At 71.1% G+C, this 12,903-nt stretch carries 10 protein-coding genes; 3 read left to right on the forward strand and 7 right to left on the reverse strand.

The genetic code is table 11. From position 1 onward, the window contains the following. Positions 1-83: 83 nt before the first annotated feature. Positions 84-527 carry a carboxymuconolactone decarboxylase family protein gene (locus ACWDRB_RS38425; protein ID WP_449902242.1) on the reverse strand — a complete coding sequence of 148 codons (444 nt, stop codon included), beginning with the start codon at positions 525-527 and terminating at the stop codon, positions 84-86. Between the two features lie 87 nt (positions 528-614). Between ACWDRB_RS38425 and ACWDRB_RS38430 the strand changes: the two genes are divergently transcribed. Beyond that, complete coding sequence (locus ACWDRB_RS38430) at positions 615-4,082, forward strand: protein kinase domain-containing protein (RefSeq protein WP_449902244.1); 3,468 nt, start codon at positions 615-617, stop codon at positions 4,080-4,082. A 23-nt stretch (positions 4,083-4,105) separates the two neighbouring features. Here ACWDRB_RS38430 and ACWDRB_RS38435 read toward each other — a convergent pair whose 3' ends face one another. Further along, positions 4,106-4,555 (reverse strand): hypothetical protein, encoded by a 450-nt coding sequence (locus tag ACWDRB_RS38435; RefSeq protein WP_350739193.1) that lies wholly within the window; start codon positions 4,553-4,555, stop codon positions 4,106-4,108. Positions 4,556-4,635: 80 nt separating this feature from the next. On the opposite strand from ACWDRB_RS38435, the gene ACWDRB_RS38440 reads away from it, so the two are divergent. After that, positions 4,636-5,724 (forward strand): MFS transporter, encoded by a 1,089-nt coding sequence (locus ACWDRB_RS38440; protein ID WP_449902246.1) that lies wholly within the window; start codon positions 4,636-4,638, stop codon positions 5,722-5,724. A gap of 101 nt (positions 5,725-5,825) precedes the next feature. After that, positions 5,826-6,077 (forward strand): hypothetical protein, encoded by a 252-nt coding sequence (locus ACWDRB_RS38445; protein WP_350739188.1) that lies wholly within the window; start codon positions 5,826-5,828, stop codon positions 6,075-6,077. A gap of 27 nt (positions 6,078-6,104) precedes the next feature. On the opposite strand, the gene ACWDRB_RS38450 is transcribed toward ACWDRB_RS38445, so the two are convergent. Genes ACWDRB_RS38450 through ACWDRB_RS38470 form a run of 5 tightly spaced genes read right to left on the reverse strand, consistent with a single transcriptional unit; the run spans position 6,105 to position 12,880 of the window. Further along, positions 6,105-7,211, reverse strand: a complete 1,107-nt coding sequence (locus tag ACWDRB_RS38450; RefSeq protein ID WP_449902248.1) for a winged helix DNA-binding domain-containing protein — start codon at positions 7,209-7,211, stop codon at positions 6,105-6,107. A 40-nt stretch (positions 7,212-7,251) separates the two neighbouring features. Beyond that, the gene (locus ACWDRB_RS38455) at positions 7,252-8,943 is read right to left on the reverse strand and encodes an ABC transporter family substrate-binding protein (protein WP_449902250.1); all 1,692 of its coding nucleotides are present in this window, start codon (positions 8,941-8,943) and stop codon (positions 7,252-7,254) included. A gap of 30 nt (positions 8,944-8,973) precedes the next feature. Continuing rightward, positions 8,974-10,986, reverse strand: a complete 2,013-nt coding sequence (locus ACWDRB_RS38460; RefSeq protein WP_449902252.1) for a dipeptide ABC transporter ATP-binding protein — start codon at positions 10,984-10,986, stop codon at positions 8,974-8,976. After that, positions 10,983-11,897 (reverse strand): ABC transporter permease, encoded by a 915-nt coding sequence (locus ACWDRB_RS38465; protein WP_449902314.1) that lies wholly within the window; start codon positions 11,895-11,897, stop codon positions 10,983-10,985. The genes ACWDRB_RS38460 and ACWDRB_RS38465 overlap by 4 nt, the downstream gene beginning before the upstream one ends. Further along, positions 11,897-12,880 carry an ABC transporter permease gene (locus tag ACWDRB_RS38470; protein WP_449902254.1) on the reverse strand — a complete coding sequence of 328 codons (984 nt, stop codon included), beginning with the start codon at positions 12,878-12,880 and terminating at the stop codon, positions 11,897-11,899. The genes ACWDRB_RS38465 and ACWDRB_RS38470 overlap by 1 nt, the downstream gene beginning before the upstream one ends. Positions 12,881-12,903: the final 23 nt, after the last annotated feature.

The following is a 12,903-nucleotide window of genomic DNA, read 5'->3' on the forward strand; positions in this document are numbered from 1 at the left end:
GTGGCATGACGGACGCCTGTCACCCGCCATGCGCGCCAACCTAACGGGCCACCACCGGCTCTCTCAATGCATTTCTACGAATGTCATGCTCCGGGCGTGAGCCGGGCCGTGACACCGATCCGGTTCCATGCGTTGATCATGGCCAGCGCCACGATGAGCAGTCCCAGCTGCTTCTCGCTGTAGTGCTTCGCGGCCTCCTCCCAGACCGCGTCCGGCACACCCGCGCCGTCGGCCAGCCTGGTCGCCTCCTCAGCCAGCGCGAGCGCGGCCCGCTCGGCCGGCGTGTAGACGGTCGCCTCCCGCCAGGCGGCCACCGACCAGAGGCGCTCATCGCTCTCACCGGCCTTCTTCAGGTCGCGGCTGTGCATGTCCACGCAGTAGCCGCAGCCGTTGATCTGGCTGGCGCGCAACTTGACCAGCCCGAGGGTGGTGGTCGGCAGCTCGCTCTCGTGCAGCAGCTTCTCCACGGCCAGGAAGTGGTGGTACGCCTGCGGAACCTGCTGTGCGACGTTGATCCGCTGGGTCATGTGTCTCTCCTCAGTTCGTTTGTAGGAGGACGGGATGGGCCGCCCAGTTGTGACAACTTCCGCGAAGAAAGTGCCATCTAACCCGCCATGGAGGCGCTGAGAACGGGGGATCCCCAGCGCATCGGGGATTACTGGCTGGCGGGGCGGCTGGGCTCGGGCGGGCAGGGGGTCGTGTACGACGCCTACGACGCCGGCGGCAGCCGGGTCGCGGTCAAGGTGCTGCACGCGAACGGCGACCGCGCGATCCGCGACCGGTTCGCCAAGGAGGCCACGGCGGCGGGGCGGGTGTCGTCGTTCTGCACGGCTCGCGTGCTGGCCACCGACCTGGAGGGGAGCAAGCCGTACCTGGTCTCGGAGTACGTGCCGGGGCCGAGCCTGGGCGCGGCCGTGCGGGACGGGCGCCGGTTCGGCGGCGACGACCTGCACCGGCTGGCCACGGCGGTGGCGACGGCGCTGACCGCGATCCACGACGCCGGGGTCGTGCACCGCGACCTCAAACCGGACAATGTGCTGCTCGGACCCGACGGCCCACGCGTGATCGACTTCGGCATCGCGCGCACGATCGACATGTCGCTCACCAAGACCGGCGAGGTGTCGGGGACGCCGGCGTACATGGCGCCCGAGGTGTTCACGGGGCAGCGGGCGGGCGCCCCGGCCGACGTGTTCGCGTGGGGCGCGGTCATGGTGTTCGCCGCGACCGGGCACGAGCCGTTCGGCGCCGAGAACCTGGGCGGCGTCATGCACCGGGTGCTCTCGCACCGGCCCGACCTGAGCGCGCTGCCCCCGCGGCTGGCCGCGCTGGTCGAAGCCGCCATCGACAAGGACCCGGCGGCCCGGCCCGCGGCCCACGACCTGCTGCTCGCGCTGGTCAGCGGGACCGGCTCCGACATCAGGGGGCTGCTGGCGGCCGGCAGCCGGACCGCCCGGGACGTGCACGGTCCCGGCCACGCCGATCCCGCGCTCGGCACGATCGCGGAGGACGCCTACGAGTCGCTGGCTCCCGAGGAGCGGGAGGTCGCGGCCGAGGTGTTCCTGCGCCTGGTGGCCGTGGACGGGGACGGGCACGAGGAGGGGCGGACGGCCGGGTACGAGGAGCTGTTCGGCGGGCGGTCCGAGCGCGAGTCGGCGGCGGTCAAGCGGGTGCTGGAGGCGTTCTCGTACGTGATCGCCGATGGGAATGGCTCGGTGGCGCTGTCGCGTCCCGGCCTGCTGCGCGCCTGGCCGAGGCTGCGCATGTGGGTGGACGCCGACCGCGACGGCCTGGCCCTGCTGAACACCGTCAACGCCGCGGCCCGGCACTGGGCGGGCAACGGCCGCCGCGACGCCGACGCGTTCCAGGGCAGCCGCCTGGAACAGGCGCTGAGCTGGGCCGCCACCGGACGCCGCCACGTCACGCTGACCCCGCTCGAACGCGACTTCCTACGCGCCGGCACCGACCTGACCAGGCGCCGGGCCAGACGCCGGACGCTGACCACGGTCACGCTGGCCCTGCTGCTCGTGGTGGCGCTGGTGGCCGGCGGGCTGGCGGTCCGGCAGCGCCAGGAGACCGCCCGCCAGCGCGACATCCTCGCCGCCAAGCAGGTGGCCGCCGAGGCCGACCGCATGCGTACCGCCGACCCGGCCCTGGCGATGCTGCTCAGCGTGGCGGCCTGGCGGGTCTCGCCGGCACAGCCGGAGGCCCGCTCCAGCCTGATCGCCTCACTGCAGCAGCAGGAGGCCGCCGTCTTCCGCGAGCCGCCGGTCAAGGGCTCGGCCGAGCGGCTGCTCAGCCGCGACGGCCGCACGCTGGTCAGCGCCAGCGAGGGCGGGGTCAACGTGTACGACGTGCGCACCCACGAGCGCACGGCGAGCTGGCCCGAGATGAAGGTGAACGGGACGATCACCGGCACGCCCGCGCTGAGCCGCAGCGGCCGGCTGCTGGCCGAGACCTCCACGGAGGAGCTGGGTGTCTGGGACCTGAAGACCGGCAGGAAACTCCTCGAACGGCGCATTCCACCGGCGTTTGAGGGCGTCTACACCGCCGTGTTCGGCGAGCACGAGACCACGCTCACGCTGATGTACGCCAGGCAGGAGATCTATTACCTGCTCGACGTGTCCACCGGCAGGCGGTTCGGGAAGGGCGTCTTCGAACAGCGCGGCGAGGTGGCGGTGAACGATCCGCTCGTGGACCCCTCGGGCAGGCACCTGCTGCTGCCGGGAGGCCGCTTCGACCAGCGCTCGCTGCCGGGCTGGCGGGCCGAGCGGCCCTTCCGCGCCTGCGTGACGCATCCCGACCTGGCGGCGTTCAGTCAGGACGGCAGGACACTCGCCTGCGGCAACGGGACCGACGTCGCACTCGTGGACGTCGCCTCGGGCCGGGCCTTCGGCGAGACGCTGACCTGCGAGGTCTGCGGATCCGAGAGCAAGCTGCGCTTCAGCCCGGACGGCCGCCACCTCGCGGCCTTCCACGGCAGAGACGTGCAGGTCTGGGATCTCCGCACCCGGCGGGCGGCACTCGGCTACCGCGCCGAGGGCGAGCTGACGGACGTCGCCTTCGACCCCGACGGCAGGACGCTGCGGTACGTCGTGGACGACGCCGTCGTCAGCCTGGACCTGCGGTCGCGTACGCACGTGACGGAGACGCCGGGCTCGGCCTTCCTCAGCCCGGACGGCCGGTGGGCGGCGCTCCAAGCCGGAAAGCGGCTTCGGATCTGGGACGTGCGCGCGGGCAAGGAGACCGGCAGCCTTCCCGTCGGCGATGACGACGGGGAGCCCGAGGAGTTCCACGGAACGAGGCTGGCCGTCTCGGACGCCAACGGCACCATCGCGCTCTGGGACGTGCGGACCCTCGCGAAGCTCTGGTCGACGCGAGTGTCCAAGCCGGCCGGCGCCGTCACCGACGTGCACTTCACCCGGGACGGGCGGCGGCTGGTGACGAACGTCGTGTTCTCCCAGAACCCGGTGGCCAAGGAGGTGGTGCTCGACGCCGCCGACGGCCGCGTGCTGAGCTCGACCGACACCAGGTACCAGGGCGGGCCCTTGCTCCCGGGCGGCACGGCGTACGCGTCGCTGCTCGGCGGCAGGTTCGTCGACCTGCGCACCGGCAAGCCCGTGGGGGCCGGGTTCGGGGCCACGAACGCGATCGAGTTCAGCCGGACCGGGCTCATGGCCGTGAACGAGGCGGCCACCGGGCGGATCGGGCTGTGGTCGGTGGACGGGCCGACCCGGCTGAGCCCCGCCCTGCCCCGGGCCGCCGACGAGCTCCTCCTGCTGGCCTTCTCACCCGACGGCAAGATCCTGGCCTCCGCCACGGAGAAGGGTGCGCTGCAGCTCTGGGACGTCGAGGCCAGGCGCCGGCTCGGCGGGTCCTACTCGTTGCTGGACGGCCCGGCGTCGCTGGCGTTCAGCGCGGACGGGGGCACGTTGTACGCCGGGACGTCCGAGGCCCTGCACGCGATTCCCGTTCGGAGTGAACGGGTCGCGCAGGAGGTGTGCGCGCGGGCCGGGCGTTCGCTGTCGGCCGACGAGTGGGCCCGGTACCTGGGCGGCGTGCCGTACCAGAACGTCTGCCCCTGACGGGACGCCGCCCTCCAGGGACCTCAGCCCTTGCAGTTGCCCCAGGTCTTGCGGCCGCCCCAGGCCTCGACGCGGTTGTCCGGGTCGCGGGTCCAGCCGGCGTACTTCACGCACTTCCACTTGCCGTCGATGTGGCCGGTCTCGGCGTAGAAGCGGTACTTCTGCACGTCTTCCGCCCGGCCGCCGCCCCTGACCTCCAGGTAGGCGCCGGTGACCGTGCGCGTGCCCGTGTACGCGCTCTTGATGGCGGTCACGCAGTTCTTGCCGCTCCGCTTGTTGTACATCAGGTACACCTGCCCCAGCACCGCGCCCTCGCGGGTCTTCATCGCCCGCTGGCCGTCCTTGACACGATGGAAGCCGGGGCCGCAGACCCGCTCGGGGGTGAAGCGGGCCGTGGCCGCGTACGCGGAGGAGGGGGTGGCGACGATCCCGGCCGCGACCAAGGCCGTCGCGATGACCGTTCGGGTGAGCACGAGCTTCCCTTCGGCAGGGGTAATAAGGACAACGTCGATCTTTACTGTGCCTTGACCGAAATATCAAGGGGTTGTGGTAAATGCCGCTTATTGCGGTGTGCGCGGCCTGGGCCGTGTTCTGGGGCTCCTGGTCGGCCCTCCTGCCTGCCATCAAGCTGGAGCTGGGCATCTCGGCGGGGGACCTGGGACTCGCGCTGAGCGCCGTACCCGTGGGGGCCCTGCCCGCGATGGCGCTGACCGGGCGGCTGGTGCGGGGGCGCGAGCGGACCGCCCTGCTGGTGACGACGGCATTGTTCGGGCTCAGCGTGGCCGGGATCGGGCTGGTGGCCACACCCTGGCAGCTCGCGCTGTCGCTGCTGCTCGTCGGGGCGACCAGCGGGGCGCTCGACATCGCCCTGAACCTGGCCACGGGGCGCGCCGAGCGCGAGACCGGCCGCCGCCTCTTCCAGCCCGTCCACGCGGCCTTCCCGGTCGCCGTCATAGCGGCGTCTCCCGCCACCGGCCTGGCCCGATCCCTGGGTCTGAGCGTCGGCACGGTCATCGTGATCATCGCCGTGATCGTGATCGCCACGTCCCTGACAGTGCTGGCGCTGCCCGCGGGCGAGGGAACGTCCGCCTCGTCCGGCGGCCCGGACAGGCGCGCCCTGTGGGGCGCCGCGGTCGTGGTGGGGGCGCTGGCGGCCTGCGTCCTGGTCATCGAGAACTCGGTCGAGCAGTGGTCGGTGCTGCTGCTGGAGGAGCACCGTGGGGCCACGCCCCTGGTGTCGAGCGCCGCGCCGTCCGTCTACATGGCGGCGCTGACGGCCGGGCGCCTCATCGTGCAGGCGCTGCCTCGGGTGCCGCTGCGGACGTTGTACCTGGTGGCGGGGGTGGGCGGCGGCGCCGGCATCGCCCTGGCGGGGCTGGGCGGCACCGTGCTCGCCTCGATGGCGGGCTTCGCGGTGACCGGGCTGGCGCTGGGCCCGCTGGTGCCCGCCCTCCTCAGCCGGGCCGCCGCCGACGACCCGAGCGGAACGCTGGTGTGGGGGGTGTCGACGATCTCGTACGCGGGATTCGTGATCAGCCCGCTGCTCGTCGCGGCTCTGAGTGGATGGCTCGGCCTGCCCTCAGCCGTGGCCCTCCTCGGCCTCCTGGGCTTGCCATTGGTGGCCCGCTTCGCCCGGTCCTGAGCGATTTCGAGGGACGTTTGGGGAAATTGGTGGTCCTTTGAGGAAGAGAGGCCATAGAACCGGGTATCCCCCCGGCGGAATGGACTGTAGGAGGGATCACCATGGCTGTCTGCGAGACCTGCGGAAATGACTACGACATGGCGTTCGAGGTGCATGCGCAGGGAGCTGTGCACACCTTCGACTGCTTCCAGTGTGCGATCGAGGCGATGGCGCCCATCTGCGAGCACTGTGGCACCAAGGTCATCGGGCATGGGGTGCAGTCGGGCGAGCACTGGTACTGCTGTGCGCATTGTGCGCGCGAGGAAGGCAGCCAGGGCCTCGTCGACCGCATCATGGCCACCACCGGCCGCTGACCCACCCCGCCCCCGGGCGCGGGCGGGTTACGGGAGCAGGGTGCGGATGCGGGTGATGGCCTCCTCAAGAGGGCCCGGGGGGAGCGGGGTGGCGAGGTCGACGGTGATGTGGCCGTTCCTGGCCTCCCAGACCCCCGCGACCCGCCCCTCGTGGACGACCACGGGGGAGATCCACCCCGCCTGACGGCTCACCTTGGGCTTGAGGGGCGGCGGGATCAGCGGGGCGAGGCCGCGTGGGGCGCCGAGGATGTACTGGTCGAAGCCCGGCAGCAGGTGGACCTCGGCCGACGGGCCGGTGGCGGCGAGGTCGTCGAGGTGCTCGGTCAGGGCCAGCAGGCTCTGGCCGTCGTCGGTCTCCACCTCGGTCAGCTCGGGCGCCAGGTCGCGGAACCATCCCTTCAGCACCGTCTTCTTCGCCACGCCGCCGAACAGCCACGTGTCGAACATCTCCGGCGTCGCCGGCCCGTGCGCCCCCAGGAACGCGCGCGCCACCCGTACGCCGGCCTCCTCGTACGGCGGCAGCGCGGCGGGCCATCCGGCGAGCCAGGTGCTCGGGGAGGTGAAGGTGACCCTGCCGTCGCGGGGCGGGCCGTAGCAGAGCTCGCCCAGGCGGCTCAGCGGCTTGAGCAGGGCGCCCCAGCCGGACGTGAGCGCCTCCCGCAGATGAGCGTCCCCGGTCACCGTCACCACGGCGTCGACCAGCTCCTCCCTGGTCAGCGCCGGCCCACTCGGCGTCCCGTCGCGCAGGGCGCGGGGGACCGCGTCGATGATCGCCGCGATCTCGTCGGCGGTGACCCCGTGGCCGCGCTGCCACGAGCCCTTCTCCCAGAAGCGCAACGTGCCCAGGGCCGCGCAGAAGTCGGCCAGCTCGTCGGCGGGGAGGAGGTGGAGGGTACCCCGCATGATCCACGTCTTGACCAGCGTGCGGTCGCTCCACAGGGCCTGGTCGATGCCGCCCGGGTCGGGCTTGTCGCTCCGGACCGCCACCGCGAGCTGAGCCGAGGAGGCGACCTGTGCCTGGACGCCGCACAGCCGCCGGGCCACCGCCACGGGGTCGGGCGCGTCCGGCTCGCTCACGAACTGTCTGCGCAGGCGCCAGGCCAGGATCTGCGGCCAGGTCAGCTTGGTAGTCACGCGTCCACTTCTACACCCGGCCGCCGACACTTCCGAACGGTCAGCCGGTGAAGCCGATGTCCTCGTAGCGGAGGTCGTAGAAGCCGCGGGCCCCCACGTTGGCCAGCGTCTGGCGGGCGGCGACGTTCTGCGGGCGCTGGTAGAGCGGCAGGACGTTGACCTCCTGCCAGATCAGCGCATCCGCCTCGTTGGCCGCCGCGCGCGCCCGCACCGGGTCGAGGCTCTGGGCGGCGCGGTTCATGGCCTGGTCGATGGCGGGCGAGCCGGTACGGCCGAAGTTCGCGTTCCAGGTCTTGCCATCGGCGGAATTGGCATAAATCCCGAAACTGCTGGAAACCGGGAAAGGCGTCCCGATGTATGCGAAGGGCGTGATGTCGAAGTTGCCGGGGATGACGTACTTGGTGAAGAAGTCATCGCTGGGCACGGCCTGAATGGTCAGCTTCACGCCGATCTGGGCGAGCATGGTCTGCGCCAGCTCCCCCTCCGCCTTGCTGATCTGAACCCCCGACGGCACCACGAACCGCAGCTCGAGCACCTTGCCGTTCTTCTGCCTGAACGAGCCGCTCAGCTTCCACCCGGCCGCGTCCAGGAGCCGCCGCGCCTGGCCGGGGTCGTACGCCCCGAGCTTCCCGGCGTTGTCCTGGTAGCCCTCCTGGGTGTTCATGAAGAAGTGGTTGTTCAGCAGGGCGATCGGCCAGTCCAGGCCCTGCAGGTCCGACTGCGCGATGGCCTGGCGGCTGATGCCCAGCTGGACGGCCTGCCGGACGTTGCGGTCCTTGAGCAGCTCGCTGGACCCGTTAAAGGTGAAATGCCGGAAATCGGGGCCAGCCGCCTGCCGCACCTGCGCCCCAGGCGTGCCCTTCGCCCGCGCGTAGTCGGGCGCCGACGGTCCCACGTCGATGAGGTCGAGCTCCCCGTTGCTGAACGCCGAGATCAGCGAGTCCTGCTCCGACGACCGATAGATGATCTTGTCGAGCTTCGCCCGGTTCCCCCACCACGAGTCGTCCCGCACGATCGTGATCGTCTTCGCCGTCTGGTCGAACCCCCCGAACCTGAACGGGCCGGCCGTCATCGGGATCTTGTTCAGCCAGGCGTTGTCGAAGGCCTCGGGCGTCCGGTTGGTGGCGGCGGGCAGCAGCGGCCCGAACAGCGCCTGCCAGTCCCCGAACGGCTTGTCGAACGTCACCACCACCTCGAAGTCGTCCTTCCCCCGCGCCACCTTCTCGATGTCCTGGTAGCCGGTGGACGAGGCGATGTGGAAGGCCGGATTGCGCCCGTTCAGCGCGTGCCACTGGGCCTCGTAGTCGGCCCAGGTGATCGGCTTCCCGTCGGACCACTTCGCCTTCGGGTTCAGCTTGTACGTGACCACCTGCTTGGGCCGCTGGGCGGTCACCTCGGCGTCGAGCACGTAGTTGCGGTCGACCGAGATCTCCGCCTTCTCGTCGGAATGGAACGGCGAGGGCAGCAGCGCGTTGCTGACCACGGCGGCCATGGCCAGGTTGCCGTCGACGTGGTTCCTGTTCCACTGCGCGGGGAACTCGTTGATGCCCCACCGCAGCGTCCCGCCGTCCTTGACCTTGTCGCGCGGCTTCGGGTTGATGTCGTAGGCCTTGATCGTACGTTCGTCACCGCCGCTCTCCCGGCCCGGCCCGCTCCCCGTGCCCTTGCCGCAGCCCGCCAGGCACAGCGAGCCCGTGACAACGGCGGCCACAACAAGACGTGATGCTTTCATCGAGAGAATTCCTCCTGGTCAGAGCGAGGTCTATACGACTTCGCGCCTCTCGGCGTAATGGCAGGCCGCCCCCTGGTCCTCGCCCAACGGACGCACCTCGGGCTCGACGTCCACGCAGAGCCTGCGTTGTTCGTCGGTGAGCTCGCCGCGGAACTTCGGGCACCTGGTGCGGAATCGGCAGCCCGTCGGAGGGTTGGCCGGGCTGGGCAGGTCGCCTTCGAGCAGGATCCGCTCCCGGGCGCGCTCGCGTACCGGATCGGGCAGCGGGATCGCCGACAGCAGGGCCTGCGTGTACGGGTGCGCCGGGGCGTCGAACACGGCGTCCACCTGCCCGATCTCGGCGATCCTGCCGAGATACATCACCGCCACCCGGTCGGCGATGTGCCGCACGACGGCCAGGTCGTGCGCCACGAACAGGTAGGACAGCTCCAGCCGGGCCTTCAGCGAGCCGAGCAGGTTGATCACCCCGGCCTGGATCGACACGTCCAGCGCGGAGACCGGCTCGTCCAGCACCAGCAGCCGGGGCTCCAGGGCCAGCGCCCTGGCGATGCCGATGCGCTGCCGCTGGCCGCCCGAGAAGTCCTGCGGGTAGCGGGCCGCGTGGGAGGCGTCGAGCCCGACCAGGGCGAGCAGTTCGGCGATGCGCCGCCCGGGGCGCCGCCGCCCGTGTGTACGCAGCGGCTCGGCCAGGATGTCGTGCACCGTCATGCGCGGGTCGAGCGAGGCCAGCGGATCCTGGAAGACGACCTGCATGTCGCGCCGGATCGCCTTGCGCTCGGGGCCGCTCAGCCGCGCGGTGTCGCGTCCGAGCACGACGATGCGCCCGCTCTGGGGCGCGGCCAGCTCCAGGATCTGCGTCAGCGTGGTCGTCTTGCCGCTGCCCGACTCGCCGACCAGCCCCAGCGTCTCGCCCTGCCGGATGTCGAAGCCGACCCCCGCCACGGCGTGCACCGTGCCCACCCTGCGCTTGAAGATCGCGCCCTTGAGCAGCGGATATTCCTTGACCAGGCCGTGCACCTCGAGCACCGTGCGCTCGCCGCGCTCGCGCCGTCCCGGTTCGACGGGGACGAGGACGGGCTCGCGGGGGCGTACCTCCTGCCAGCGGATGCAGGCCGCCCGGTGCCCCGCCCCCACGTCGAACAGCGGCGGCTCGCCCTCGTCGCAGGCGTCGATCTTCATCGGGCAGCGCGGCGCGAACGGGCACCCCGGCGGCAGCGCCTCGGGGGAGGGCGGGCTGCCCTCGATGGGCGCCAGCGGCTGCCGCGCGCCCCGGTCCACGCGCGGGATCGAGCCGAGCAGGCCCACCGTGTACGGCATCCGCATCCCGTAGTAGATGTCGTCCACGTCGCCGACCTCGACGGGACGCCCGGCGTACATGACCAGCACCCGGTCGGCGAACCCGGCCACGACGCCCAGATCATGCGTGATCATGATGATCGCGGCGCCGGTCTTCCGCTGCGCCTTCTTCAGCACCTCCAGCACCTGTGCCTGGATGGTGACGTCGAGCGCGGTGGTCGGCTCGTCGCAGATGATCACGTCGGGGTCGTTGGCGATGGCCATCGCGATCACCACGCGCTGCCGCATGCCGCCGGAGAACTCGTGCGGGAAGGCCAGCGCCCGCTCGGCCGGCCGCGGGATGCCCACGAGCTCCAGCAGCTGGACGGCCTTGACCATGGCCGTCTCCTTGCTCACCCGCTGGTGCACGCGCACCGCCTCGGCGATCTGGTCGCCGACGCGGTAGACGGGGGTGAGCGCGGAGAGCGGGTCCTGGAACACCATCGAGATGGCCTTGCCACGGAAGGACGTCAGCTCCCGCTCGGGGGCCCCGATCAGCTCCTTGCCGTGCAGCCGTACGGACCCGGTGACGCGCGCCCCCGGTGGCAGCAGCCCCATGACGGCCGCCGAGGTGACCGATTTGCCCGACCCCGACTCGCCGACGATGCCCAGGACCTCGCCGGGCTCCACGTGGTAGCTCACCCCGCGTACGGCCGGCACGCCGCCGAACGACACGTTGAGGTCGGTGACCTCGAGGACCGGGCTCATCGCCGCCTCCTCCGCGAGGTCGAGGGGTCGAACGCGTCACGCAGCGCGTCGCCCATGAGGTTGACCGCGAGCACGGTGACCACCAGCAACCCCGCCACGAACCAGAACGTCCACGGCGCGTAGACCGCCGTCCTGGACCCGTCGGCGATGAGCGTCCCGAACGACACGTCGGGCGGCTGGATACCGAACCCGAAGTACGACAGCGAGGTCTCGGTGAGGATCGCGCTGCTGACGTTGAGCGTGGCGTCCACGATCAGCAGCGACGACAGGTTGGGGATCACGTGGCGGAAGATGATCCGCACGGGGGACACGCCCATGAAGCGGGCGGCCTGGATGAACTCCCGCTCCTTCAGCGAGATCGTCATCCCCCTGACGATCTTCGAGGTGACCATCCACAGGAACAACGCCAGCATGACCACGAACAGCGGCCACTGCCCGGCCTCGAACAGCGGCGACATGATCGCCAGGATCAGGAAGCCGGGCAGCACGAGCAGCAGGTCGGTCACCCAGTTCAGCGTCCGGTCCGTCCACCCCAGGAAGTAGCCCCCGAACGCGCCCACCACGGCCGACAGCGCTGTGGAGATCAGGGCCGCGAGCAGCCCCACGACCAGCGACTTCTGCATGCCGCGCAGCGTGACCGCGTAGACGTCGGCACCGGTTTGGAGCGTTCCGAACCAGTGGGTGGCCGACGGCGGCTGCATGAACGCGGTGAAGTCCTTGTCGGTGTACGTCCACCTGGAGAAGATCGGCCCCGCGAACGCCAGCAGGAACATCGCGGCCAGCACCGCGAACCCGACCCGCCCCTGCCGGGAGCGGAAGAACCGCCCGGCCACCACCCGCAGCCGGGACGGCGCCGTGGCCGCCGTGCCGTCGGTCAGCTCCTCGGCGAGCTCCTCGTCGGAAAGCGTCATCACGCCCGCACTCTCGGGTCGAGCGCCGCGTGCAGCAGGTCGGAGACCAGCGCGGAGCACAGCACGGCGACGGCGGCGAGAAGGGAGATGGCCGCGACGGTGTTGACGTCGTTGCTGAAGATGGAGTTGATCAGCTGCTCACCCAGCCCGTGCCAGCCGAAGATCTTCTCGGTGAAGGTCGCCCCCGTCAGCAGCGCCCCGAACGTGAACGCGAAATAGGTCACGACCGGGATGAGCGCGGTCCGCAGCGCGTGCTTGACGAGCGCCCGGCGCCTGCTCAGCCCCTTGGCCAGGGCGGTGCGGACGAAGTCGGCGCCCTGCACGTCGAGCATCATGTTGCGCTGGTAGCGGCTGAAGACCGCGACGAGCCCCACCGACAGCGAGATCGTCGGCAGGATCAGGTGTTGCAGCCGGTCGACCACGTGCCCCCAGAGCCCGGCCTCCAGCCCGTCGGTGTACTCGCCGCTGACCAGGAACACCGAGCGGCCGAACACGTTCTCGTTGGCCCAGGCGGCGACCAGGATCAGCATGTTGGCCAGCACGACCACCGGCACGGCCAGCACCACGAAGGACAGGGCGGTCGAGATCCGGTCGAACCAGCCGTACTGCCGGACCGCCGCGAAGGCGCCCACCAGCACCCCGAGCAGGCTCCCGAACAGCATCCCCAGCACCACCAGCCGGGCCGTCACACCCATGCGCCGCTTGAGATCCTCATTGACCGGGGCGCCCCCGACGGACTTGCCGAAGTCGCCGCGCATCACCCCGCCCGCCCAGGAGGCGTAGCGCTGCAACAGCGGCGTCTTGTCGTTGAGGTTGAGCGCCGTGAGCTGCGCGTCCACGACCGCGGGCGGAGGTTTTGGCGTGCGGTCCGCGTAGTTGGAGCGAGGATTCAGAGCCGTGGCAGCCAGAAGGTAGGCGAGACTGGCGGCCACTACGACCAGCACGGCGTAGTTGAGCAGCCTGCGGGCCAGAAACCCCGCCATCGCGCTCCCCCTCCGACGCGCAC

The organism is Nonomuraea sp. NPDC003707 (genome assembly GCF_053587055.1).

Excerpts from the sequence above, each read along its gene's own strand:
- ACWDRB_RS38455 (WP_449902250.1), bottom strand. The coding sequence starts at position 8,943 with ATGAAAGCATCACGTCTTGTTGTGGCCGCCGTTGTCACGGGCTCGCTG.
- ACWDRB_RS38465 (WP_449902314.1), bottom strand. The coding sequence starts at position 11,897 with ATGACGCTTTCCGACGAGGAGCTCGCCGAGGAGCTGACCGACGGCACG.
- ACWDRB_RS38430 (WP_449902244.1), top strand. The coding sequence starts at position 615 with ATGGAGGCGCTGAGAACGGGGGATCCCCAGCGCATCGGGGATTACTGG.
- ACWDRB_RS38445 (WP_350739188.1), top strand. The coding sequence starts at position 5,826 with ATGGCTGTCTGCGAGACCTGCGGAAATGACTACGACATGGCGTTCGAG.
- ACWDRB_RS38460 (WP_449902252.1), bottom strand. The coding sequence starts at position 10,986 with ATGAGCCCGGTCCTCGAGGTCACCGACCTCAACGTGTCGTTCGGCGGC.
- ACWDRB_RS38425 (WP_449902242.1), bottom strand. The coding sequence starts at position 527 with ATGACCCAGCGGATCAACGTCGCACAGCAGGTTCCGCAGGCGTACCAC.
- ACWDRB_RS38440 (WP_449902246.1), top strand. The coding sequence starts at position 4,636 with ATGCCGCTTATTGCGGTGTGCGCGGCCTGGGCCGTGTTCTGGGGCTCC.
- ACWDRB_RS38470 (WP_449902254.1), bottom strand. The coding sequence starts at position 12,880 with ATGGCGGGGTTTCTGGCCCGCAGGCTGCTCAACTACGCCGTGCTGGTC.